Source organism: Enterobacter sp. T1-1 (assembly GCF_000710795.1).
In the GTDB taxonomy this organism is placed as follows: Bacteria; Pseudomonadota; Gammaproteobacteria; order Enterobacterales; family Enterobacteriaceae; genus Enterobacter; species Enterobacter cloacae.
This window is the reverse complement of record NZ_JALW01000072.1, coordinates 1-23,714: the sequence shown is the minus strand read 5'-3', so window position 1 is coordinate 23,714 and position 23,714 is coordinate 1. Positions and strand designations below refer to the sequence as shown.

The following is a 23,714-nucleotide window of genomic DNA, read 5'->3' as shown; positions in this document are numbered from 1 at the left end:
TAGTCCAGACAAAGGGAAACGGGCGGTTCAGAGGTTGGTTATCACACCGTCGAGGGTATCCATGGGCACCGGACGTGAGAGGTAATAGCCTTGCGCGGCGGCGGCGGGTGAGTTTTGCACATCGCGCCACTCTTCCAGCGTTTCCACACCTTCCACAATGACGCCTTTGCAATAGCGGTTCATCAGCTGTAATAACAGCGTAAACAGATTCCGCCCTTCCGGGGTCTGGCGCAACATAATGAACAGATCGCGGGCCACTTTGATGTAGTCGTAACGCACTTCGCTGAGGGCGGAGAAGTTCGCCATGCCGGTGCCAAAGTCATCCAGCCACAGGGGGCCAAATTCACACATCGAGGCAAAGGAGGATTCCTGCGGCAGGCGGACATGCTCCACCAGTTCAAAGCGCATCCACGGCAGGGTGGCGATAAGCTCCTGCAACTTCGCGTTCTGGCGCAGCGCCAGCAGGGTTGGGCCATCCACGTTGACCGAGGCCAGAATATCGTGCTGTTCGAAAAAGGCCTTTTTCGTTTCCAGCATGCGCAACTGCTCTTCCAGCACGTCCAGGCGCTGGCGCACGGCGACTTCGGCAAAATAGCGGTCCGGCGCGATACGCTGTGAAGGGTTAGAGGGGTGTGTAACGACCGTCAATATTTCAATCGCCATCAGTCGACCGTCGGTACGATAGATTGGCTGGTAGGTATACACACGCTCACATTGCAGCCAGTAGCGATGCTCCTGCAAGTTCTCAATACTTGCCTCAGGCGTAGTGCTCAGCCGCTGGATAACCTGCTCTGACTTCATTTCAGATGTCCTGTTGTTGGGATGGCCTTTCTGGACTCGTCACTGGGTTATCGGCGCGATAATTGAGAACTTTATGTTCAATTCACCGGGAAAATGAAATTAAGATGACAGAAATGAACAGGAACACGCGCTGGTTCAAAAAAAATAATGGAACGATGTTTTAATATAGTTGACCTGATAATTCACACAGCGCACACTGCTTTTAAATACTCTGTTCAGGTTCATGATTATGTCCAAAAAAATTGCCGTTATTGGCGAATGCATGATTGAGCTGTCACAAAAAGGCGCGGACGTTAGCCGCGGTTTTGGTGGCGATACCTTAAACACCTCCGTGTATATTGCCCGTCAGGTGCCGCCGGAGGCCCTCACCGTGAACTACGTCACCGCACTGGGTACGGACAGTTTCAGCCAGCAAATGCTGGACGCCTGGCAGAGCGAACACATTGATACCTCGCTGATTCAGCGCATGGAAAACCGCCTGCCGGGTTTGTATTACATTGAAACCGATGATACCGGCGAGCGCACCTTCTACTACTGGCGAAACGAAGCTGCGGCCAAATACTGGCTGGAAAGCGACGACGCAGCCGCCATTTGCGAAACGCTGGCGACGTTTGATTATATCTATCTGAGCGGGATTAGCCTCGCCATCTTAAGCCCGACCAGTCGTGAAAAGCTGCTGTCGCTGCTGCGCGAATGCCGCGCCAATGGCGGGAAGGTCATTTTTGATAACAACTACCGTCCGCGCCTGTGGGCCAGTCGTGAAGAGACGCAGCAGGTTTACCAGCAGATGCTGCAGTGCACCGACATCGCGTTCCTGACGCTCGACGACGAAGATGCCCTGTGGGGCGAGAAGCCTGTTGATGAGGTTATTGCGCGCACCCAGGCCGCTGGCGTGAGCGAAGTGGTGATTAAGCGCGGCGCGGCATCGTGCCTGGTGGCCGTAGCAGGTGAGGCGGTGATTGACGTCCCGGCGGTGAAACTGGCGAAGGACAAAGTGGTGGATACTACGGCGGCGGGTGATTCCTTCAGCGCGGGCTATCTGGCGGTGCGCCTGACGGGCGGCACGCCTGAAGCGGCTGCACAGCGCGGGCACCTGACGGCCAGCACGGTGATCCAGTATCGCGGGGCGATTATTCCGCGTGAGGCGATGCCTGCTTAAATAAGGTGCGGGCTGATGCCCTCACCCTGACCCTCTCCCACCGGGAGAGGGAATTTTTTGGATTACTGCCCCTGTGGAATATCCGTCGCGTCCTGATGCAGATCATCAGACGTTGCCGCCTGCGTAGGTTGCGGCGCGGCGGTCATGATTGAATCCCATGTCGCCTGCAGCTCCTTCATGTTGTATTCCGGCTCGCCTTTCGGCTGCAGAAGGACTAATCCCATATCCTGCGACAGCTGCTGACGTAAATCCTGATTTAACATATCGACGGTCAGCCCATTCAGGAAGTCCTGACGGAGCTTCTGGTACTGTTCCGGTGCGATGTCCACCACCTGATTCTGCAAGGAGCGAATACGCTGGCTGATCAGGATATCCGTATCGGCGCGGGCATAGGTGGCAAACAGCTTCTGCAGTTCCAGCTTTTTCTGCGCGACCAGCGCGTTGAACTCTTCTTCAGACAGGCCCTCTTTGCGCACTTTTGCCAGCTCTTTCGCCACCACGCCCAGATTGGCATTCAGCTTATCGCCAGGCGATTCGATATTAATGGCGCACTGGGCGCGCTGGAACAGCACCCGGCAGTCGAAGCCCAGCGCAATGTTCTTCACGCTGTTCTTACTGAGACTCTGCTGAACGTGCCAGAACAACGCCTCACGCGTCAGATCCGCACGCCAGTAGCGCAGCAGCGCGGCGGATTCGCGGATAGGCTGCCAGGCGGTATCCCACATCATGGAGAGCCGGTCCTGACGCACGGCATCAGTGGAGATGCTGACTGGCTCTGTCCGCAGCGGGGAGAGCGTCGGGACAGGAGCAGGCGTTTCACGCTTGCCTTTCAGCTCGCCGAAGGCTTTGTTGATCTGCTCAACCACCGCGCGGCTATCCACATTCCCGACCACGATCAGCGTCATCGCGTCCGGGGTGTACCATTTCTGATAGAACGATTTTACCTGTTCGGCATCGACCGGCTGTTTCAGCGGCTCTGCCGGGTCGTGCCCAAGCAGCGCTGAGCCTTTCAGGCGATAACGCCACCAGCCCTCTTTGGTATCCGCAGGCCAGGTCGCCACCATATCGCTGTTGCTCAGCGCATAGTTAACGGTTTCCGGCGTGATCGCCAGATTGCCAGTGGCATCGGAGAGATACGTAAGAGCTTCTTTGAGCAGATCGTTACGGTTATTCGGCAGGCTCAGGTTAAACATGGTGTAGTCATACGAGACGACGGCCGGCGGCAATGGGCGCTTCGGGTCAATGCCCTGCTGCCAGAGCGAACGCACCTGAACAGCCTGTAAACTGCCGCTCTGGGTGAGCGCCAGTCGGGGAATAAAATGGCTAAAGCCGGTCTGCTGGGTGCTTTCAGTGAGGGAGCCGGTATTCACAGACAGACGGATCTCAATACGATCGCTGGGACGCTGCGGCGTGGCTAACACCTGCCACTGAAAACCATTCGCCAGGGTCCCTTGTTGCCATGCCGGGTCTGGCTGGAGCGCATCTGCCTGCACATAACTGGCTGCTGCCATCATCAGCAAACCGCCGGTTAAGAGTCGAATTTTTGTGCCCTGCATGTGAACCCCTGATCAACATTCCTGGTTAAAAAGAGTGTCTCGCGACGCGCTTCACTCTAAAAGATGACGATGAAAACACGTCGATTAGACCGCGCGTTCGGCAAAACGTCACGGTGAGAAGTGCAATATACCCAAAAAAAATCTTGTCGAATTATGACAGGTACGAACAGTCATTATGCGCAGGAGCCCGCATTCCGACAAGGGAATGCGGGAATTTAGCGGAAAATCAGGAGGATAAACCCGGGTTTTTGCTATCAGAAGAGCGATTATTCAGCGTATCGTCGAGCTTTTTGTGATCCAGCTCTTTAACCCATTTTGCCACCACAACCGTAGCCACGCCGTTACCCACCAGGTTGGTTAACGCACGCGCTTCAGACATAAAGCGGTCAATACCGAGAATCAACGCCAGACCGGCCACCGGCAGATGTCCCACAGCGGAAATGGTCGCCGCCAGCACGATAAAGCCACTGCCCGTTACGCCCGCAGCCCCTTTCGACGAGAGCAGCAGCACCACCAGCAGGGTGATCTGATGGAAGATATCCATATGGCTGTTGGTTGCCTGTGCAATAAACACTGCCGCCATGGTCAGGTATATCGAGGTACCGTCGAGGTTAAAGGAGTACCCTGTCGGGATCACCAGCCCCACCACCGATTTACGACAACCCAGCTTCTCCATCTTATCGAGCATGCGCGGCAGCGCCGACTCAGAGGAGGAGGTCCCCAGCACAATCAGCAGCTCTTCGCGGATATAGCGGATAAATTTGAAGATGCTGAAACCGGCCGCGCGGGCAATCGACCCCAGCACCACCACCACAAACAGAATACAGGTGATATAGAAGCAGATAATCAGCTGGCCGAGCTGTACCAGCGTGCCGACGCCGTATTTACCGATGGTGAACGCCATTGCCCCGAAGGCACCAATCGGCGCCAGGCGCATGATCATATTGATGATGCCAAAGATGACCTGCGAGAAGCTTTCAATGACGTTAAAGATCAGCTGGCCTTTGCTGCCCAGACGATGCAGGGCAAAACCAAACATGACGGCGAACAGCAGCACCTGCAGAATGTTTCCGCTGGCAAACGCCCCGATCACGCTGCCGGGAATGACGTCCAGCAGGAAGGCGACCACGCCCTGATCTTTCGCCTGCTCAGCGTAAACCGCCACCGCTTTGGCATCCAGCGTCGACGGGTCGACGTTCATGCCAGCGCCAGGCTGCACCACGTTAACAATGATCAGACCGATAATCAGTGCCAGGGTGCTGACCACTTCGAAGTAAAGCAGCGCCACTGCACCGGTACGTCCTACCGCCTTCATGCTTTCCATGCCAGCGATACCGGTCACCACCGTACAGAAGATCACCGGGGCGATGACCATTTTAATGAGCTTAACGAACGCGTCGCCAAGCGGTTTCATTTGCGCACCCAGTTCCGGGTAGTAGTGACCCAGTAAAATACCGATTGCGATGGCTGTCAGGACCTGGAAGTAAAGACTTTTGAAGAGTGAGGTTTTCATAGAATGTCCTTGGGAAGAAAAACCACAGGCTTTGTAAGGTTATGGTTAACCTGCGGCTCTAAAATAACACCCGCATAACAGGACAGAAATAAACTCAGTTCAAATTTGAAACACAAATGTTAAGAACTTTGAGCTGGCTCGCACAAGCCAGCAACAAAATTACACTTTTGCGTTATTGCCAGCGCCGGAAAGGTACCGTTGTTCAAAGACATCCGACGGGACGGCACGGGCAAAGAGGAAGCCCTGGCCTTTCCCGACACCCGCCTCAGCCAGCCAGCGGCGCTGCGCTTCCGTCTCGATACCCTCAGCAATCAGATTCAGGTTGAGACTACGCGCCATCTGAATAATGGCTTGCACCATGCTGCTGTCTTCCGGCAGCCCATCGACAAACGCTTTGTCGATTTTCAGGACATCCACCGGCAGCGTTTTCATGTGCTGAAGCTGACGCAGTCCGGCATAGCCCATGCCAAAATCATCCAGCGCGATGCGGATACCGGCGTTGCGCAGCGGTTTGAGGATCGCGACCGCCTCATTCGGGTCGTCAATACGACGGCTTTCCGTCACTTCCAGAATCAGCGTATCCGGCTGGATCCGGTAGCGATTGATGAGCTCCAGCATCTCCGAGACCATAGTGGGATGCATCAACTGCAGGGCAGAGAGATTGACCGACAGCGGCAGGTTGACACCACGCTCCTGCCAGGCGGCAAGCTGGCGGCATGACTCCTCAAGCACCCAGTAGCCCACCGTGACCATCAGACCACAGGACTCAATACGTTCGATTAACCCTTCCGGCAGCTCCCAGCTGCCATCCGGCTGCTGCACGCGCAACAGCGCTTCCGCGCTTTCCACTTCACCCGTCAGCAAATTGACCTGCGGCTGGAGCCAGAGGGCAAACTGGTGGTTATCCAGCGCGGTGAGGATGTCGCTCTCTTCCGTCAGACGCTGCTGCGCCTTTTCCATCTGATCCGGGTCGAAGAACTGGATCTGGTTTTTCCCTTTGCGACGGGCGGTGAATGCCGCCGAGAAGGCGCGACGATAGAGCTGCTCCGCGGTCAGATCGCCATAGAACATGGCAATCCCGATACTGGCGCTGGGGCGAAGCTGAATACCCTGAATGGGCAGCCGCTCATTAATGACAGTGAGTACTTGCTGACCTAACGTGATCGCATGCCACGGCTCTTTCACGCCGTTCGCAATCACCACCAGGTCATAACCGCTGACCTGAGTCAGCACCATACGTGGAGCAAGCACCGATTTAACCTTTTCGACCAGCGTCAGTAACAGCATTTCACGCTGGCTCTCCTTGAGCACCCCAGCGGTATCCTGCAGGGTTTCACAGGCGATGACCATCAGCGCCGTGGTCTGCTGGCGCGCCACGGTCTGCTCCAGCATCGCCATCAGGAACGCTTTATTAGGAAGCTCCGACACCGGGAAACGGGTGGCGCTACTGTTCAGTTCATCCTGCTGACGCTGAATGCGCTGCTGGTTGAGGTTGTAGCTGCGCACCAGCATGCCGATCTCATCGTCATGATGCAGGCGGGGGAGCTCAAGCTGATGACCCATCTGCTCCTGGGGAGAAAGCGCGTTCAGCTCCCGGGCGATACGCCGCAGCGGGTGGACAATCAGCCGGTTAATGCACCAGGTCAGCGCCACGCTCAGTATCAGCGTCATAAGTAAGCAAGTGGTCACTAACGTGATAAACCAGCTCATGACGAATTTATACATGCGGTACGAGTCCGCCTGCAGAACAAGATAGGCCAGCGGCTGCGGATTCGCAGGGCGTTCAAGCGAGTAGATGGGGAGCGAAATTTGTACCGGCAGTTCAAACAGGCGCATCACCATCATCGGGACGGGACGTTCCGGGATAAAACTCATCCGCAGCGCCTGGAACTGGTTCGGCAGCACCACGTCTGCGCGGCTGACAACGCCCGCAGGCTGAATACGTTTTAAAATGGTTTCCGCTTCGGGAATATCGCCTTTCAGAATAGAAGCCGAAAGCGGGCCACGCACCGAGCGGGCAATACTTTCTAATTGCGAAGCCGTGTTATAGCGATTCTGCTGCACGGAATGAAACAGCAAAATGACGCAAAATAGCAGTACAAACAGCAAGGTGACAGCAGAAACCATCGCCATCTGTTTGATCGTTAAGGAACGGCTGACACGCAAAATGACTCTCCACAGAACTCGAAGCGCAGGGCGCACCAGGGTGTAAACCTGGCGCGCCTGAGTATACCCGATCGCCGCACTTTTAAGAGAGACTTACAAATGGATTAAGTAAAATCCGATTACCAGTCCGCGTAGGGAATGAGCGGCTGTGGCGGTAAGTCCATATCACCCTGCCAGCCTGCGGCGGAGTAGCGTACATAGAGCAGCGCATGGCTTGGGGTATAGTCTTTCGCTTCCTGAATATCCACGCCAAGACCCACAAACCAGTTGGACGTGACCCGGCGCTCGACAATGGCCCGCGCGGTATAACCGGTGCCTGAGGAGCTGCTGCCGGTTTCCATCGCCCCCCTGTCGGTGTAACGGCCTGGCTCATCGACGGGAATGAGTCCCTGAAGGGGATAGCGCAGCACATCGTTGGTTTTGGAGTGAGACCATGAGACAGATCCGCCCAGCTCCCAGGACCAGTTCTCCGTGCGTTTACGCCAGGTGACCGGCAGTGCAAAGGAGACATATTCCTGCGGGCTATAATAGCCGCCCTGACCCAGGGTATAGCCGCTCAGATCTTTATCGTAGTGCCAGAGCATGTTAGAGACACCGACCGTCAGGCGCTCGTTGTTTTTATTAATCAGCTTGTAGTAGTAACCGGTCATCCAGCGGACGCGCCAGTTATCCTCTACATTTTTCCCGGTCAGCGATTCCGCGTTCAGGCTTGACCAGATGCCGTTCGCCTCGCCTTTATCGTAGCTGATGCTCACGCCACCGCCGGTGGCGCGCACGCCGCCCCAGGTGGTGCCGGTATTGGTGTCTTTTTGCCCGGCAAAGGCCAGCAGAGAGCTGGAGATCGGGCGACGGTGGGCGTTAATGGTGTAGCCGATAGGACCGAGATCGTTGCTATAGCTCACCCCGCCGACCACATCCACCACGTCAAAGCCCATTGGCGTGGTGCCGATATCCCATGCCCAGGTTTTATTCTGCCAGCCCACGGCCACGCTTGCGCCGTTTGACGTCTGACTGGTGTTGCCGCGACATGGCGTTTCGGCACAGGTCCCCCATTTGGGATCGTAGGTGCCGTTGTTAGTGGCAAACGAACCGGCATCCATATTGACCAGATCGCTGCGGAAGAACATCCGTCCATCAGAGAGCGGCGCATCCACCTGCAGCATGGTGGTGTGGGCTTTCAGGTCGGAGTAGCCCCCGGTACCGCTGGAGCCCCAGTAGTCGTGCTGCAGCGTAACGTTAACATCCTGCTGGCGATACAAATCACCGGCATCGCTACGCACGCCGCGCTTCAGCCAGTCATCTTTTTCGTCGTTACGCGTCAGGCGCGTAAAGGTGTCATTGTCTGCCGGACGGGTGGTGGTGATGCCAGAGGAGACCATGGCATCTTTATAGGTCTCCAGCGCCTGCTGAGGCTGGCCATTTTGCGTCTGAAAACGTGCCGCATCACGCAGCACCAGCGCGTTTTCCATTGACGCAGGCTGTGATTTTGCCTGCGGAATGATGCTGTTGAACGTCTTTTCTGCGGCAGCAGAATCACCCAGCCCCGCCTGCGCCATCGCGATGCGGCGCTGCATGTTGAGCGACAACGGCTGGCCATTTTGCGTCGCAGGCAGTTTCGCCAGTTCGGCACGCGCAGCGTCTTTGTCGCCCTGCGCACTGTAGATTTCGGTCAGGCCGAGGATCGCATCTTCGTTTTGTGGCTCGCGCTGCAACACGCCGCTGTATGCCGTTTTTGCTGCACTGAGATCGCTCCGCTGCTGCGCCCAGTCCGCCAGGGTTAAATCGATACGGGTAGAAGCAGGTTGCTGACGAAGAAGATTTTCCGCCTCCTGCTCTTTGCCACTGTCGCGCAGGCGATTGGCGGTTTCGAGCACCTGATTACTTTGCAGGCGGTCGGCAAGCTCCTGAATATTGCCGTTCCACTGGCTGCGCGGCAGCGTCTCCAGATGGGCCAGCGCGGCACGATCCTGGTCGTTACCGGAAAGATAGAGCCCGTTGGCATAAACCTGATCCGGGTCGGTCGGTTTCTGGCTGGCAAGCTGACGCATCAGGGTATCTGCCTGACTGCGCTGGCCTGCGCTGTAGAAATCGCGCGACAGGCGATAGGTGATCCACACGTCGCCTGGAGAGAGCGCCAGACGACGACGCTGAACCTCGGCGGCCTGGGCGTATTTGCCCTGGTTCTCCAGCTGCTCGGCCTGTGCGGAGAGCTGTTCGTTGGTCAGGCTACGTTCAATATCATCAATACTGCGACGCTGGCTGGCGGAGAGCGACTGGATAAACTGCGAGGCTTTCTCCGGCGACTGTGCACGATAAATATTGGCCAGTCCGCGGACCGCGTTACTATTGCCGCTGTCCATGCGTAATGCCTGCCGATAATAGCGCTCGGCGGCGTCGTTATCTTTACGTGCCGCTGCGGCATCACCCAGCCCCAGCACCGCATAACTGTCGCTATTGTCGATAGTGCGCGCCTGTTGATAATAGCGCTCCGCCTGTGCCGGGCTATTCGCTTTCAGCGCCGCATCCCCCTGCTGGATCAGCAGCCAGTAACGGTTCACCTTCAGCAAGCTGTCCCATTTGCCGCGGTTATCGCTCTGCGGATCGAGGGCGATCGCCTTTTCAAACTGTGCCACCGCGCGAGCACGGTCGCCTTTCTGGGAGTATGCCTGGCCCAGCGCGCCAATGGCTTCGCTGTCGGCATGGTTTGCGCTGACCGCCTTTTGCAGTTCCGCCACCGCCTTATCACCCTGTCCGGCATCCACTGCCGCCAGGCCTTGCGCTTTCGCACGGAAAGTTGGATCGGCGAGCTGTTTTTGCTGCGCTTCAAGCTGTGAACGCGCGGCGGTTACGTTCTCACCGTCACTGAATACGCTCAGGTACTTTTGCAGCGCGGAGACGCTGGCACTGCTGACAGGCTGGTCTTTGATCTGCGCATACCACATATCCGACGCCTGGCTGCGGCCATTGCTGGATTTGGCCATCTCCTGCAGCACCGCAAAGCCTTCATCACGGCGCCCGGTCTGGAACAGCAGCTGGGCCAGCGTCGACTGCAGCTGCGTATTGCCGGGGCTGCTGCTGTTAATCTTTTTCAGTTGGTTAATGGCCGCATTGCGGCGGGCGGGATCTTTCGCCACCACATTCCAGTATTCTGTTGCCACGTCGCCGCCCGGCGGGTTGCCGTCGAACAGCTTGTCATAGGCAGCAATCGCTTCCTGGGTATGGCCTGTCGTGGCGAGTAAGCGAGCCTGCTGTAACTGCTGGCGGCCATCCGGCGTGGAAAGTAGCATCGTGTTGCGCGAGGACTGGTACGCGCTGGAACCGGGGGCGATCCCTTTCAGTCTATCCAACTCTTTTTGTGCGCCAGCGTTGTCGCCCTGACGAAGCAGATAGCGAAAACGTGCCGCAATAACGTCAGGGTTGTTCGGGTCGATCAGCTCAAGACGATAGAGCGACTGACGCACCAAATCTTCACGCTGCGTCGATTCCCCCAGGCGCACCTGTTCCAGCAGCTGTTGCTGCTGTGGAGAGTTGACGGCCTGAGCCAGCGGCATCAGCGCCAGGCCAAGCGATAAACTGAGTAGATTTACTGTGAACTTGCGCATTCCTGGCCCCAATCCGGTATTAATTCACCTTTTGTGGTGAAACGAAAACGATGCTGATCCCATCCTTGTCCAAAGAGAGTCAGTACATAACTGTAGTAAGCATTATTATCAGGAAAGTGGTCAGCCACGCGCTGGCGCTGGACGGCCTGCGCATCACGCTGTTGTAAAAAAGGCAGCATGGCGGCAGAGAAGCCGACCGGGCCATTGCCCGTGCGTGCTCCACTCACCACATTCACTTTTTCCGGTGGTACACCCTGTTTTGTTGTGGTGGCGGCCATCGGCCTGAAGCGCGCCAGCAGCCGGGCTTTTTGAGGATCGTTATCGTTCATCATCCCCACCCAGAGATAGACGCGGATGGCGTCATATCCCCCCACCAGCGGCGGCTCCTGCTGTAACCGCCAGCCTTTGTTTTTCTGGTATTGCACCCAGTCCGGCGAAAAACCTTTCGGCGCACTCTCCAGCAGCAAGCGCAGATTGGTCTCACGCAGGGTGGTCCACGGGGCGCCAAAACGCGTGAAGTAGCTTGCGAGCTGTGGTGGAAGATAGCTGGGATTAAAACGCCAGGCGTTCTCATCGACAAAGCCAACTTTACCGGGCAGCAGCATCAGACCGAGGCCAGGTACTTTCACCACTTCTTCGCGGGCGATACGCTCGAGTAGCGCCTTGCCCGTACGGGTATAGTCAGCGTCTTTCCATAACCGCCCCGCTTCAAGCAGGGACCAGGCGATCCAGATATCGGCATCCGAGGCGGAATTGGTATCGATAACCGCCCAGGTGTCTTTGTCTTTTTGCCCCCATAACCAGGCGGGGAGCGTGTCGTCGAGATGCCCCCCGGCAAGGTTATCCCGCGTCCATGCCAGCACTTTGTCGAACGCTTTACGGTCATTCGCGGCGAGAGCAAAGAACAGCGCGTAGCTTTGCCCTTCCGAGGTAGTGATTTTACGCGTGTCGCTGGGATCAATGACCCGCCCGCCCTCGCTGATGTAATCCTGTTTAAATTTCTCCCAGGCAGGCCAGGTACAGGCGGCGCGCAGAGGCGCCGCCGCCAGCATCAACGCAATGACACACCAGCGAAAGGCTTTCATCACATCTTACTCATGATCCGGATTCAGGCGACGACGGCTGATGATACGCAGCAGACGCCACAGCACCCAGGCCAGCAGCACCACGCTGACGGCGGCCAGGATAGCGAGCAGAATCGGATGGTTAGAGAGCGCATACCACAGACGTTCGAACCATGGCAGATGCCCCACATAGTACACATCGCCTACGCGCAGGCTGTTCACGCCCGACTCACGGATCACCGACACAGAGCCGAACATCGCGGCACGTTTACCGCTGTCGTTCATCGCACTGTTGAGCAGTTCGTAGCCACGCGGGCTGTCTGCGAGCAGGGCAATCACGCTACGCTGATCGTTATACGGTGACTGGAAGCCGACCACGGCCGCCATCGCCCCCTGAGACGTGACAGCCGTCTGCGCGCTGGCTTTACGATCGTTGATATCCGGCATGATGCTCGGGAACTCGGTCTGACGCAGCGGCGTGTTAACCCAGGACTGGGCTGCCTGAACCAGCAGATCGATACGCTTCTCATCCTTCAGCTTATCCGGGATGGAACCGATCACCATGATGTCCGCATCTTTGTTCTGAATTTGAGCGCCATCATCCGTCAGGGTAACGTTAATCGCCGGCAGGCCCGTTTGCGCGCCTACGGTCGCCATGGTGTCCAGCAGAGTCGTCACCTGCCCTTCATTTGGCGCTTTTGGCATCACAACAATGGATTCAGACAGGTCCGCCATACGGCTGAACGGGAAGCCCGCGTTAGCAAACGCCCGCAGATCCGGCATGGCGAGGAAGTGATAGTACTTCGAGAAGTCGATGGTCGATTCATCGCCAATCACGACGTGGTTCTGCACCGGCTGGAAGGTGATGCAGTTGTCCACCGAACCGCCCGGCATTGGATTCATGTACTGGAAATCAAAGCGCAGCTGGTTTACCGCCCCGAGCTTCAGCGCCGGGATGGAGACATCGGTTTTACCATCCAGCAGCCCCTGCAGTACCGGCAAACGCAGCAGCAGACGGTTCGTTTCCTGATTACTCACCAGATTAAACGACTGCAGGAACTGATTATTCAGGCTGATATCCATGCGCGAACTGTCTTTGGTTGACGGCGCGGTGTAACGATAGTTCATGTTCATATCGATACCGGTGGTGCGCAGCAGATACAGGTCCGGCGGCAGGTTCAGCGACAGGCTGACAGGAGACGGCTCAATCCCTGTCGACTGCAGCTGCTCTTCATAGGTTTTCAGCTCCCCGAAGGTGACGGCGCGGTCGGTACGTACCCAGTTTGGCGCGTCATAAGGTTTACGTGCCAGCAGCGGCTTGACCTCATCGACAACCACGCTACTGCCGCGGAACAGGATATTCCCCTGTGCAATCGCTTTTGCGGCCTGCACCAGGTCTTTCTCATCACGCCCGAAAACCACCAGCAGCTTCACATACGGGTTATCCGGGTGGCTTATCATCTCAATGGTCGGCGCTTTGACATCCGGGTGCTCACGCAGGAAAGCAGGACGCTTCGCGTTGGTCGCAAAGATGATGGCATTTCTGTCAGGGATCTTGTCATACATAACCGGGAAGTTCTGCCCGCGCCAGCCGGAACGGGAGCCGAACCAGGAGGCCACGATGGTCGCTGCCAGTTGCTCCGTGACGTCCGGTGAGGACGCAAAGACCATCGGCAGGTTTAACGGGCGATTATCACGCGGATCGAAGAACGGCACCGGGAACGCGGAGAGATCGTTTTTCAGCGCCAGCGACTGGTAGGTCATCTGCAGCGATGAGTTACGCCCGACATCCATCCACAGCGTGTTGCTGGCCGGGTTTTCGCAGACGTCACGGTAATGGCCCACGAATTCCAGACGGATACGGTTAAAGTCAGTGATAAACAGCGGGTTGATCGGCACCTGAGCCAGGGTTTTCTTGCCCAACTGCTCTTTGGTGACCGGCAGCACGTCCATCAGCTCGTCATTCAGGTAGACCTTCAGCTGAGACTGGGTCGGCAGCAGCGAAGGAGAAGGGGTATATTCCAGGTTCAGCACCGCCTTCGACACGACCTCATCGCTGCGCATACCAAACTCAACGCCGCCTTTAGGATTGACGCCGCGCAGCACCATGCTGCCCGGAGGCGGCGCAATCTGCGCAAAGGTGAGCTTCACGTCCCGCGACGGGGCATTCTCCGTGACAACAGGCGCATTAGCCCCCGGAACGCCCGGCATCACCTGCCCCACAACCTGCGCGTCGGCCGGCAGGGTATTTCCCGCTGTCGGCTGGTTGGGAACGAGGTTTTCTGTTTGACCGGGCGCCGCGGTGACTACCGGTTCGGTCGCTTGCGACACCACAGGCACCGTAGGAGCTGGCGTGGCCGCGGCGTTATCAGGCGCTGCGTTAGCCATTGTTGCAGGGAGAGTACTCATCCCCATTGCCACTGCACATAACCAGGAAAGTTTTGTTTTCATCGCGTTATCATCATTGTTGAGCCATAACCGGGTCCGCCTGCTTCGCCTCATCCCGCTCAGGACGACGAGGAATGAACGACACGACCCAGGAAACCAGCGAAGTAAGTGACCGGAAAATTATTTTCACCGACGACGGGGCAAATTCTGCAAGGTGACGATAGCCACGGAACCCCAGCTTCAGAATATCCAGCAGGCTTTCCAGAGGCTTATCTTCCGGGAAGCTGTCCTGCCAGAGAGCCCACGTATCCGCGCGGGCAAACGTACACTGCACAAAATCAATATGTTGCTTCCTGGTCAGCGGCATCAGCTGCAGACCCACTTCATTGCCTGCCACACGCACAACCTGTGTCGGGAAGACATACTCCTGCTGGCCACGCTTAAGCAACAGGTTAACCTTCTGCCCTTCCAGCACCTTCGCCTGTCCGTTGATTTTGATACCCAGACCACCGTCGGAGAAGTCATGAACGGTACAGGAGAAGAGATGACCATCTTCACGGGCTATCGCAGCAGGCATGCTGATTTCAACACGATGCGCGCGACGTACTTGCTTGCTCTCCACCGACACCGCCACTGCGCCGCCAAGGATAATCAGGTTGTAAAATACCCATGCCATACTGACGAACACCGTCAGGATTTCGTTTTCCGGACCGTAGAAGTAGCGCCAGATACCGGCAATTACCCCCACAATGTTCAGCAGCACCAGGAAGATGTACGGACGGGAGATCACCCAGTCGACATACTCCTCTTCCACCAGGCCCCCCTTCGCGGTGACGTTAAACTTGCCTTTATGCGGGTTAATCAGCGCCACCATCGTTGGCGGCGCGATGTACCAGGCCAGCACCGTTTCGTAGATTTCACTCCAGAATGAGTGGCGATACTTGCCCTGAATCTTCGAGTTGGTCAGGCTCGCGTGGATCATGTGCGGCAGAACAAACAGCGCAATCATCAGCGCGGGCGCGTAGATGATATAGGCGTGAAGAAGCAGGAACGCCAGCGGCGCGGTCAGGAAGATCAGCCGCGGAATACCGGATAAGAAGTGGAACATGGCGTTGACATAGCACAGACGTTGCGCCAGCTTGAGGCCTTTACCCAACAGCGGGTTATCAAGACGGAAAATCTGTACCATCCCGCGCGCCCAGCGAATACGCTGGCCGATATGCGCCGACAGGGATTCCGTCGCCAGACCTGCCGCCTGAGGGATACGCATATAGGCAGAGGTATAGCCGCGACGGTGCAGGCGTAGCGAGGTATGGGCATCTTCAGTGACCGTTTCAACCGCGATGCCGCCAATTTCATCCAGCGGTTTACGGCGGATAACCGCACAGGAACCGCAGAAGAAGGTCGCATCCCACATGTCGTTGCCGTCCTGCACCAGGCCATAGAACAGCGTGCCTTCGTTCGGGGTCTTACGGAAACGGCCGAGGTTACGTTCAAACGGATCCGGCGAGAAGAAATGGTGCGGCGTCTGCATCATCGCCAGCGCTTTCTCTTTCAGGAACCAGCCCATCGTCATCTGCAGGAACGAGCGCGTCGGCACGTGGTCGCAGTCAAAGATGGAGACAAACTCCCCTGTCGCATACTTCAGCGCGTTGTTGATGTTCCCGGCTTTGGCATGTTCGTGAGAGGTACGGGCGATATACTCAACGCCCACCTCTTGCGCGAACTCACGGAACGCGGCCCGACCGCCGTCATCCAGGATCCAGATTTTGAGCTTATCTTTGGGCCAGTCGATACCCAGCGCGGCGTAAATGGTATTTTTCACCACGCTCAGATCTTCGTTATAGGTCGGCACAAAGAGATCGACAGTCGGCCACTGCGACGTATCTTTTGGCAGCGGAACCGGCTGGCGGTTGAGCGGCCAGATCACCTGGAAATAGCCCAACACCAGCACGATCCAGGCGTACGTTTCAGCAAACAGCAGCACCAGACCGCATACCAGACTGACCGGGTCATCCCAGTTCAGCGTTGAGGTATAACGCCACCAGATATAGCGGCAGGAGACGGTCAGTGATAACACAATCAGCATCAGGGCGGAGAAGCGCCCCGGTATACGCCGCACCAGCAGCGCCACGCCCCACAGCAGGATCAGGAAAGTGAACTGCGCCAGCGGGTTAAAGGGTTGCGTGATACAGACCAGCGCCAGAATGAGCGAGAAGACAACAATCACGCCCAGAATAAAACGCCGTAAACCCGGGTGCAGATGCCCGAGTTCTTTATGGTTATCCAGATGGCTGGTCTTATCGCCCACGCGGTCAGGCAGCCTGTCCAGCCACTGATGATAGCGTTCGCGTAAAAGCTGGACCCGGCTGAAGCTGCGCCAGTGCGGCGTCTTTTTCTCCTGCCGCGGCGACGTAACCACCAGCCAGATGGCCTGAATGATGTACCGCGCCGGATCTAACGGCCGTGGACGGTCAGGATTAATGTGCGGATACAATTCACTGTGTCGCGCACGAATGCGCTGCCAGCGGGGGTGCTCGAGGGGGATGAACATCCAGGCCAGAATCATCCAGAAACAGCCGAACGCGGCGCTAAATGCCGAGGCACCATGCCGGCGATAATGCCGGTAATGGTCGCTTAAACGCGAACTGACCGGCGGGATGAGTAACCAGCTGGCGAGTCGACTCATACCGTACCCCTGGCAGGATCCGCCTCTTGGGCGAAGTGCAGCAGACACCAGTTCGCCAGCGTCAGGATCTCTTCTGCCGCCAGCGAATCGCTACGATACTCGCCAAGTGGCTGTTTGGAGGCGAGGCATTCCGCCATCCCCTCATCACGATGGATCACAATCGGCAGCAGACGACGCTGGCTTTGCAGCCAGACCTGATACAGATCGTCCTGGATCTGGCTGCCAATGCGTAAATCGTTAATCAGGATATGGCTATTCTGGGGCAATCCCTGCTGATGTAGGCGGATATGGCAATTAGCATCGACGTTCACAATGGAGAGCACGTGGTCGCACTGGGCAATCAGCTGTCGGGTCAGCGTGCCGGCACCGTGCGGCAGATCCAGCAGGATCCACTGATAATGGCCTTTTTCTTTGAGGCTCTGCAGCGCGAGTGTGAATTGCGAAAATAAACGCTGGTAGGCGGCTTCATTCTCACGCTCTGTCGTGGTCAGTTGACCAAACGGCAGGAGATCGAGCTGAGAGGTGTAACGCAGACCCGCATCACGCCAGTCTTTATCATCAAGCAACGCGCGGGCCCAACCCTCTGTACGGGTAAAGTCGACGTTAAATGACATACGCAGCAAATTGTCGGCGCAGGCGTCAATCACCAGCACCGATTCACCTAAAAGCTGTAATGACCACGCCAGCGCCGCGGTAACGGATGTTGTACCCACTCCACCACGGACGCCCTGTAATCCGAGTATGGCCATCAATGGCTCCCTTATTGTTGTTGGGTAAATTCAGCTAATAACGGCCAACGTTTAATAGCCGCAGCCAACTGTTCCCGCTGGGAAATATCGGTGTAATCTATTTCAGGTAAAGAAAAGGCCTGCGTCAGCGCCAGAAAATCGTTTTGGAATGTGTAACCCAGGGTCGAATCGACTGGGGTTCCGGGTTCGTTATTATCCATTTTTTTCCATCCCTTTGAGTATCGTTTTACTCTCTGAAGTCGCGAGGCTTCCTGCCCTGTGAAATTTCATTTACATGCTAAATCTGATGCTCTTTAATTTCAATGTTAGGTTTATTTCTACGCTTTCGCTAGTAAACTGATATACAGATAAATTAGACGAAAAGAGGGACACCGTGGACTCCATATTTTCTATTGGCATCCAGTCATTATGGGACGAATTGCGCCACATGCCAGTCGGAGGAGTCTGGTGGGTTAATTCGGATCGTAATGAAGATGCTATCAGTCTGGTAAACCAGACAATTGCCGCGCAGGGTAAGGACACCCGGGTCGCTGTCATTAGTATGGGCGAAGACCCGAAGCAAATTATTACGCTTGAGCGAGACCGCGGTCCACAGACGGTACGCTTGTTTTCCATGCCGTCGGAAGCAGATAGTCTATACTATTTATCCCGCGACATTCAGTGTTCCATCAATCCAGACCGCTTTTTATTGATTCTTAAATGTTCACATAACGCCCTGCAAAATATCCCGACGGAGAAACTGCTGCAGTGGCTGGAAAAAATCAATAAATGGGCAAAATTTCAAAATTGCACGCTATTGATAATCAATCCCGGCAGTAATAACGATAAGCTGTTCTCACTTTTAATGGCGGAGTATCGCTCGCTATTCGGCCTGGCGAGTCTACGCGACCAGGCGGGCAGCTATCTCTACGATATTGCATTCTGGTGTAATGAAAAAGGCGTGAGCGCCAGACAGCAGCTTACGCTTAAACATATTGACGGCGAGTGGCACCTTGCCCAGCAAGAAGAAACCGTGGTGCAACCGCGCAGCGATGAAAAACGGATCCTGAGCCATATTGCGGTACTGGAGGGGGCGCCCGCGCTGTCTGAAAACTGGTCCCTGTTTGAGTCCAATGAAGCGCTTTTTCATGAAGCCCGCACGACGCAGGCGGCAACCCTTGTTTTCTCGCTGATGCAGAACAACCAGATTGAAACGCTGGCACGACAAATTCATACCTTACGTCGTCAACGCGGCAGCGCGTTAAAAATTGTGGTACGCGAAAACAATACCAGCCTGCGTGCCACGGACGAACGTCTGCTTTTGGGCTGTGGCGCAAACATGGTTATCCCGTGGAATGCCCCTCTGTCACGCTGCCTGACGCTTATCGAAAGTGTCCAGGGGCAGCAGTTCAACCGCCACGTACCGGAAGATATTTCCACGCTGCTTTCCATGACGCAGCCGATGAAACTGCGTGGTTATCAGAAATGGGATACCTTCTGCGATGCCGTTGGCAACATGATGAACAACACGCTGCTTCCTGCAGACGGGAAAGGGGTAATGGTTGCCCTGCGACCTGTACCGGGGATCCGCGTGGAACAGGCGCTCACCTTATGCCGCCCGAACCGTACCGGGGACATCATGACGATTGGCGACAACCGCCTGGTTCTGTTTTTGTCTTTTTGTCGGGTGAACGATCTCGATACCGCGCTGAACCATATCTTCCCGCTGCCTACCGGGGATATTTTCTCAAACCGTATGATTTGGTTCGAAGACAATCTGATCAGCGCTGAGCTGGTGCAGATGCGTGCCCTCGCGCCTGAAAACTGGGTGAAACCGCTACCTGTCACGAGCGATATCAAACCGATCCTCAATGCACGGCATGACGGCCATATCTGGCGTCGGGTTCCGGAACCCCTTCGCTTATTAACTGAGAATGGGGAGAACGCACCATCATGAATATCAGCGATATCATTCAACTGGTTGTATTCTGTGCGCTGATCTTTTTCCCGCTTGGTTATTATGCACGCCATTCACTGCGTCGTATTCGCGATACGGCCAGAATGGCGTTTGGCAAACCTCGCTATGTCAAACCAGCCGGAACACTGACACGGGCAACACACGTCAAGGCAGACCGAAAACATGACTAACTCAACTTATACCGCTTCGTCACCATCGCCTCTGTGGCAATACTGGCGCGGCCTTTCCGGCTGGAACTTCTACTTTCTGGTGAAGTTTGGTCTGCTGTGGGCTGGCTATCTGAACTTCCATCCTCTGCTGAACCTGGTGTTTATGGCCTTCCTGCTGATGCCGCTGCCCAATATCAGGCTGCATCGCTTGCGTCACTGGGTTGCCATCCCGCTGGGTTTTGCGCTGTTCTGGCATGATACCTGGCTGCCGGGGCCGGACAGCATCATGAGTCAGGGTTCGCAGGTCGCCGGGTTTAGCGCCAGCTATATCCTCGACCTGACCGAGCGCTTTATTAACTGGCAGATGATTGGCGCGGTCTTTGTGCTGCTGGTTGCCTGGCTGTTTCTGTCACAGTGGATCCGCGTCACGGTGTTTGTCGTTGCCATTATGATTTGGCTGAACGTTCTGACGCTGGCTGGGCCAAGTTTTTCCCTGTGGCCTGCCGGTCAACCGACCAGCACGGTGACCACCACCGGAGGAAGCGCGGCAGCAACCGTTGCCACGGCAGGCGACACGCCGGTGGTGGGCGATATTCCAGCGCAGACCGCACCGCCGACCTCAACCAACCTGAATGCCTGGCTTTCCAGCTTCTACACCGCGGAAGATAAGCGTCAGACTAAATTCCCGGATGCACTCCCGGCGGATGCTCAGCCGTTTGAACTGCTGGTAATTAACATCTGCTCCCTCTCCTGGGCTGACGTTGATGCGGCTGGTTTAATGTCGCACCCGCTGTGGTCGCATTTCGATATCCAGTTTAAAGACTTTAACTCTGCCACCTCGTACAGCGGCCCGGCGGCCATCCGCCTGCTGCGAGCAAGCTGCGGCCAGCCATCACACAAGAATTTGTATCAGCCCGCTGGCAACCAGTGTTATCTGTTCGATAACCTGGCGAAACTGGGCTTTACGCAGCATCTGATGCTGGGGCATAACGGTCAGTTCGGTAACTTCCTGAAAGAGGTACGTGAAGAAGGGGGTATGCAGGCACCGCTGATGGATCAAACCGGGCTGCCGGTCACGCTGCTGGGCTTCGATGGCTCGCCAGTCTATGACGATACCGCCGTGCTACAGCGCTGGTTGCAGACCATTGAAAAAGACAGCAATCCGCGCAGCGCCACGTTCTATAACACCCTGCCCCTTCACGACGGTAATCACTTCCCGGGCGTGAGCAAAACGGCAGATTACAAAGTGCGTGCGCAGAAGTTCTTTGATGAGCTGGATGCGTTCTTCACTGAGCTGGAAAAATCTGGCCGTAAAGTGATGGTGGTTGTCGTTCCGGAGCACGGTGGGGCGCTGAAAGGCGACAGAATGCAGGTGTCCGGCCTGCGCGATATCCCCAGCCCGTCCATTACCAACGTGCCTGCCGGGATTAAATTCTTTGGTATGAAGGCACCGCATCAGGGCGCACCGATTGAGATCACTCAGCCAGTCAGCTATCTGGCCATCTCTGAGCTCGTGGCCCGCGCGGTCGATGGCAAGCTGTTTGTGGAAGATAGCGTGAACTGGGATCAGCTCACCAGCAATCTGCCGCAAACCGCGGAAGTGTCAGAGAATGCGAATGCGGTTGTCATTCAGTACCAGAACAAACCGTACGTTCGTCTGAACGGCGGAGACTGGGTACCTTATCCGCAGTAAGTTCTCCAGACCCTCTTCCCCTCGGGGAGAGGGAATGATTGTTCCGCGAGCCAGACGAGCATTTTCAGGCTCGCGGAATATCCTGTAGTGCGCATACTCATTTATTCAGCGCTGCGCAGGGATATCTCACCGCCCACCCAGGGCTTGATGACGCCATCCTGCTCCAGGAGCAGGGCACCCTGTGCATCAATGCCGCGAGAGATACCGTAGATCTCCTTATCACCAATCAGCAGTTTCACCGGACGGTTGATAAAGTTATCGAGTTTTTCCCAACGAGACAGGAACGATGCCAGCCCTTCCTGTTCAAAGAGAGACAGGGAGGTACGCAGCTCTTTTATCATACGCACGGCAAGTGTGTTGCGATCGATGGTGATCCCCGCTTCCTGCAGGTTGGTCCACGCCTGATTCACCACATCGCTTTGCACATTTCTCATTACCATATTGAGACCGGCACCAATGACAATTTGCGCCGCATCGCCAGTTTTTCCCGTCAGTTCGACCAGAATACCGGCAAGCTTACGATCGTTCAGGTAAAGGTCATTTGGCCATTTTACCCGTACTTTATCCGCGCCAAGTTCATGCAGAACTTCCGCCATAACGATACCAATCACCAGACTCAGACCCACTGCGGCGGCAGGCCCCTGCTCAAGACGCCAGTACATGGAAAGATAGAGGTTTGCGCCAAACGGTGAGAACCATTTACGCCCGCGACGGCCGCGCCCGGCCTGCTGGTACTCTGCAACGCAGGCATCCCCTGATTCCAGCTCGCCTATCCGCTCCAGCAGGTACTGGTTTGTCGAATCGATGACCGGCAATACGGCCACGTTACCCTGCCCTATCTGGCTGCGGATGAGTTCTTCGTTCAGGAGCTGAATGGGCTCCGGCAGGCTGTAGCCTTTTCCGGGCACGGTGAAGACATCAACCCCCCAGTCGCGGAGGGTCTGAATATGTTTATTAATGGCAGCACGGCTCATGCCCAGTTGCTCACCTAATTGCTCGCCAGAATGAAACTCACCGTCGGCCAGGATGCCAATCAGGGTTAACGGGATGGTATTGTCCTTCACGCGATAGTCTCCACAGCATTCACTTCACCCGTACGACCAATGAAGCGGACTTCCGGCTCCAGCCAGACGTTAAATTTCTCAGCCACTTGCTGACGCACATGGTGCGCCAGTTGCACCACGTCGTCGCTGGTCGCATCGTGTTGATTGATCAGCACCAGTGCCTGCTGACGGTGAACCGCTGCGCCGCCCACGGCAGTACCTTTTAACTGGCACTGATCGATAAGCCACCCTGCGGCCAGCTTCACGCTGCCATCCGCCTGCGGGTAATGCGGGGCAGTAGGCCATTTAGCCAGCAATGCTTTCGCGTTTTCGCTGCTTATGACCGGGTTTTTGAAGAAACTGCCGGCATTTCCGTTTACTTTGGGATCGGGCAGTTTGGTCATGCGCATATGGCAAACCGAGTCAAACACATCGCGAGGGGTGACGGTTGCCGGATCGAGGCGCGTTAAATCACCATAGGTCAGCACCGGCTGCCAGGTTTTGGACAGACGCAGGCCCACAGCGACAATGACGTAGCGATCCTGATATTCATGTTTGAAGATGCTGTCACGGTAGCCAAAACGGCACTGCTCTGCCGTTAAACGCTGAGCCGTACCGGTCGCCAGCTCAATGCAGTCGACATAGTCGCACACGTGTTTGAGTTCGATGCCATACGCACCGATATTTTGAATGGGCGATGATCCCGCACAGCCCGGGATGAGAGCCAGGTTTTCCAGTCCCGGCATCCCTTTTTCGAGGGTATATTGCACCAGTTGATGCCAGTTTTCGCCGGCACCTACGCGCAAACGCCAGCTATCGGCGCACTCTTCGACCTCAATTCCCATGATGCGGTTAATAATGACCGTCCCGGCAAAATCATCGAGAAACAGGACATTGCTGCCTTCGCCCAGAATCAGTACGGGTTCGTTGTTTTCTGTTGCGCGTTGCCATGCATCCAGCAGTTGCTGGGCCGTATCGGCGCGTACAATGTGATTAGCATTCCGTTGAATACCAAAGGTATTCCAGGGCTTAAGGGAGTGGTTCATAGGCGCTATCCTGATGCAAAAACGCAGGTAGTTTACCGTATAAGCAGTACGTTGTGGGGGATTAGTTTGTGCAGCGCAGAAACGCAAAAAGGCCATCCTTTCGGATGGCCTCTTCACTTATTTGATGCCTGGCAGTTCC

16 protein-coding genes are annotated in these 23,714 nt (G+C 56.1%); 4 read left to right on the top strand and 12 right to left on the bottom strand.

The window, feature by feature from the left end:
- Nucleotides 1–27: 27 nt before the first annotated feature.
- Nucleotides 28–801: a cyclic-guanylate-specific phosphodiesterase gene (pdeH, locus tag AK59_RS0120585; RefSeq protein WP_013099209.1), complete on the bottom strand. Its 774-nt coding sequence runs from the start codon at nt 799–801 to the stop codon at nt 28–30.
- 229 nt (nt 802–1,030) lie between these two features.
- Between pdeH and AK59_RS0120580 the strand changes: the two genes are divergently transcribed.
- Nucleotides 1,031–1,960: a sugar kinase gene (locus tag AK59_RS0120580; RefSeq protein ID WP_029883690.1), complete on the top strand. Its 930-nt coding sequence runs from the start codon at nt 1,031–1,033 to the stop codon at nt 1,958–1,960.
- A 62-nt stretch (nt 1,961–2,022) separates the two neighbouring features.
- Here the strand turns inward: AK59_RS0120580 and AK59_RS0120575 are convergent, their stop codons facing one another.
- The 9 genes from AK59_RS0120575 to bcsR form a co-directional block, all read right to left on the bottom strand.
- Nucleotides 2,023–3,516, bottom strand: coding sequence for a M16 family metallopeptidase (locus AK59_RS0120575; RefSeq protein WP_013099212.1), 1,494 nt, complete (start codon nt 3,514–3,516; stop codon nt 2,023–2,025).
- Nucleotides 3,517–3,742: 226 nt separating this feature from the next.
- Nucleotides 3,743–5,029, bottom strand: coding sequence for a dicarboxylate/amino acid:cation symporter (locus AK59_RS0120570; RefSeq protein WP_013099213.1), 1,287 nt, complete (start codon nt 5,027–5,029; stop codon nt 3,743–3,745).
- A gap of 159 nt (nt 5,030–5,188) precedes the next feature.
- Nucleotides 5,189–7,195: a biofilm formation regulator HmsP gene (gene hmsP, locus AK59_RS0120565; protein ID WP_013099214.1), complete on the bottom strand. Its 2,007-nt coding sequence runs from the start codon at nt 7,193–7,195 to the stop codon at nt 5,189–5,191.
- A 119-nt stretch (nt 7,196–7,314) separates the two neighbouring features.
- Nucleotides 7,315–10,797 carry a cellulose synthase complex outer membrane protein BcsC gene (bcsC, locus tag AK59_RS0120560; RefSeq protein ID WP_029883689.1) on the bottom strand — a complete coding sequence of 1,161 codons (3,483 nt, stop codon included), beginning with the start codon at nt 10,795–10,797 and terminating at the stop codon, nt 7,315–7,317.
- Nucleotides 10,779–11,882 (bottom strand): cellulose synthase complex periplasmic endoglucanase BcsZ, encoded by a 1,104-nt coding sequence (bcsZ, locus tag AK59_RS0120555; protein WP_029883688.1) that lies wholly within the window; start codon nt 11,880–11,882, stop codon nt 10,779–10,781. Before bcsZ ends, bcsC begins: the two co-directional genes overlap by 19 nt.
- Before the next feature lie 6 nt (nt 11,883–11,888).
- Entirely contained in the window at nt 11,889–14,312 is a 2,424-nt protein-coding gene (gene bcsB, locus AK59_RS0120550; RefSeq protein WP_050491995.1) for a cellulose biosynthesis cyclic di-GMP-binding regulatory protein BcsB, read from the bottom strand.
- A 10-nt stretch (nt 14,313–14,322) separates the two neighbouring features.
- Nucleotides 14,323–16,938, bottom strand: coding sequence for a UDP-forming cellulose synthase catalytic subunit (gene bcsA, locus AK59_RS0120545; protein WP_029883686.1), 2,616 nt, complete (start codon nt 16,936–16,938; stop codon nt 14,323–14,325).
- A complete protein-coding gene (gene bcsQ / locus AK59_RS0120540) occupies nt 16,935–17,687 on the bottom strand; it encodes a cellulose biosynthesis protein BcsQ (RefSeq protein ID WP_013099219.1) in 753 nt (250 codons plus the stop codon). The genes bcsA and bcsQ overlap by 4 nt, the downstream gene beginning before the upstream one ends.
- 11 nt (nt 17,688–17,698) lie before the next feature.
- Nucleotides 17,699–17,887 carry a cellulose biosynthesis protein BcsR gene (gene bcsR / locus AK59_RS0120535; RefSeq protein WP_013099220.1) on the bottom strand — a complete coding sequence of 63 codons (189 nt, stop codon included), beginning with the start codon at nt 17,885–17,887 and terminating at the stop codon, nt 17,699–17,701.
- Nucleotides 17,888–18,060: 173 nt separating this feature from the next.
- Here bcsR and bcsE point away from each other — a divergent pair, with 173 nt between their 5' ends.
- Genes bcsE through bcsG form a run of 3 tightly spaced genes read left to right on the top strand, consistent with a single transcriptional unit; the run spans nt 18,061 to nt 21,486 of the window.
- Entirely contained in the window at nt 18,061–19,623 is a 1,563-nt protein-coding gene (bcsE, locus tag AK59_RS0120530) for a cellulose biosynthesis c-di-GMP-binding protein BcsE (RefSeq protein WP_029883685.1), read from the top strand.
- Nucleotides 19,617–19,814, top strand: a complete 198-nt coding sequence (bcsF, locus tag AK59_RS0120525) for a cellulose biosynthesis protein BcsF (RefSeq protein WP_028027931.1) — start codon at nt 19,617–19,619, stop codon at nt 19,812–19,814. The genes bcsE and bcsF overlap by 7 nt, the downstream gene beginning before the upstream one ends.
- Nucleotides 19,807–21,486: a cellulose biosynthesis protein BcsG gene (gene bcsG, locus AK59_RS0120520; protein ID WP_013099223.1), complete on the top strand. Its 1,680-nt coding sequence runs from the start codon at nt 19,807–19,809 to the stop codon at nt 21,484–21,486. The genes bcsF and bcsG overlap by 8 nt, the downstream gene beginning before the upstream one ends.
- A gap of 101 nt (nt 21,487–21,587) precedes the next feature.
- Here the strand turns inward: bcsG and birA are convergent, their stop codons facing one another.
- Both birA and murB read right to left on the bottom strand, forming a co-directional pair.
- Complete coding sequence (gene birA / locus AK59_RS0120515) at nt 21,588–22,550, bottom strand: bifunctional biotin--[acetyl-CoA-carboxylase] ligase/biotin operon repressor BirA (RefSeq protein WP_013099224.1); 963 nt, start codon at nt 22,548–22,550, stop codon at nt 21,588–21,590.
- A complete protein-coding gene (gene murB, locus AK59_RS0120510; RefSeq protein WP_029883684.1) occupies nt 22,547–23,575 on the bottom strand; it encodes a UDP-N-acetylmuramate dehydrogenase in 1,029 nt (342 codons plus the stop codon). Before murB ends, birA begins: the two co-directional genes overlap by 4 nt.
- Nucleotides 23,576–23,714 lie beyond the last annotated feature (139 nt).

Excerpts from the sequence above, each read along its gene's own strand:
- pdeH (WP_013099209.1), bottom strand. The coding sequence starts at position 801 with ATGAAGTCAGAGCAGGTTATCCAGCGGCTGAGCACTACGCCTGAGGCA.
- AK59_RS0120580 (WP_029883690.1), top strand. The coding sequence starts at position 1,031 with ATGTCCAAAAAAATTGCCGTTATTGGCGAATGCATGATTGAGCTGTCA.
- AK59_RS0120575 (WP_013099212.1), bottom strand. The coding sequence starts at position 3,516 with ATGCAGGGCACAAAAATTCGACTCTTAACCGGCGGTTTGCTGATGATG.
- AK59_RS0120570 (WP_013099213.1), bottom strand. The coding sequence starts at position 5,029 with ATGAAAACCTCACTCTTCAAAAGTCTTTACTTCCAGGTCCTGACAGCC.
- bcsC (WP_029883689.1), bottom strand. The coding sequence starts at position 10,797 with ATGCGCAAGTTCACAGTAAATCTACTCAGTTTATCGCTTGGCCTGGCG.
- bcsZ (WP_029883688.1), bottom strand. The coding sequence starts at position 11,882 with ATGAAAGCCTTTCGCTGGTGTGTCATTGCGTTGATGCTGGCGGCGGCG.
- bcsB (WP_050491995.1), bottom strand. The coding sequence starts at position 14,312 with ATGAAAACAAAACTTTCCTGGTTATGTGCAGTGGCAATGGGGATGAGT.
- bcsA (WP_029883686.1), bottom strand. The coding sequence starts at position 16,938 with ATGAGTCGACTCGCCAGCTGGTTACTCATCCCGCCGGTCAGTTCGCGT.
- bcsQ (WP_013099219.1), bottom strand. The coding sequence starts at position 17,687 with ATGGCCATACTCGGATTACAGGGCGTCCGTGGTGGAGTGGGTACAACA.
- bcsR (WP_013099220.1), bottom strand. The coding sequence starts at position 17,887 with ATGGATAATAACGAACCCGGAACCCCAGTCGATTCGACCCTGGGTTAC.
- bcsG (WP_013099223.1), top strand. The coding sequence starts at position 19,807 with ATGACTAACTCAACTTATACCGCTTCGTCACCATCGCCTCTGTGGCAA.
- murB (WP_029883684.1), bottom strand. The coding sequence starts at position 23,575 with ATGAACCACTCCCTTAAGCCCTGGAATACCTTTGGTATTCAACGGAAT.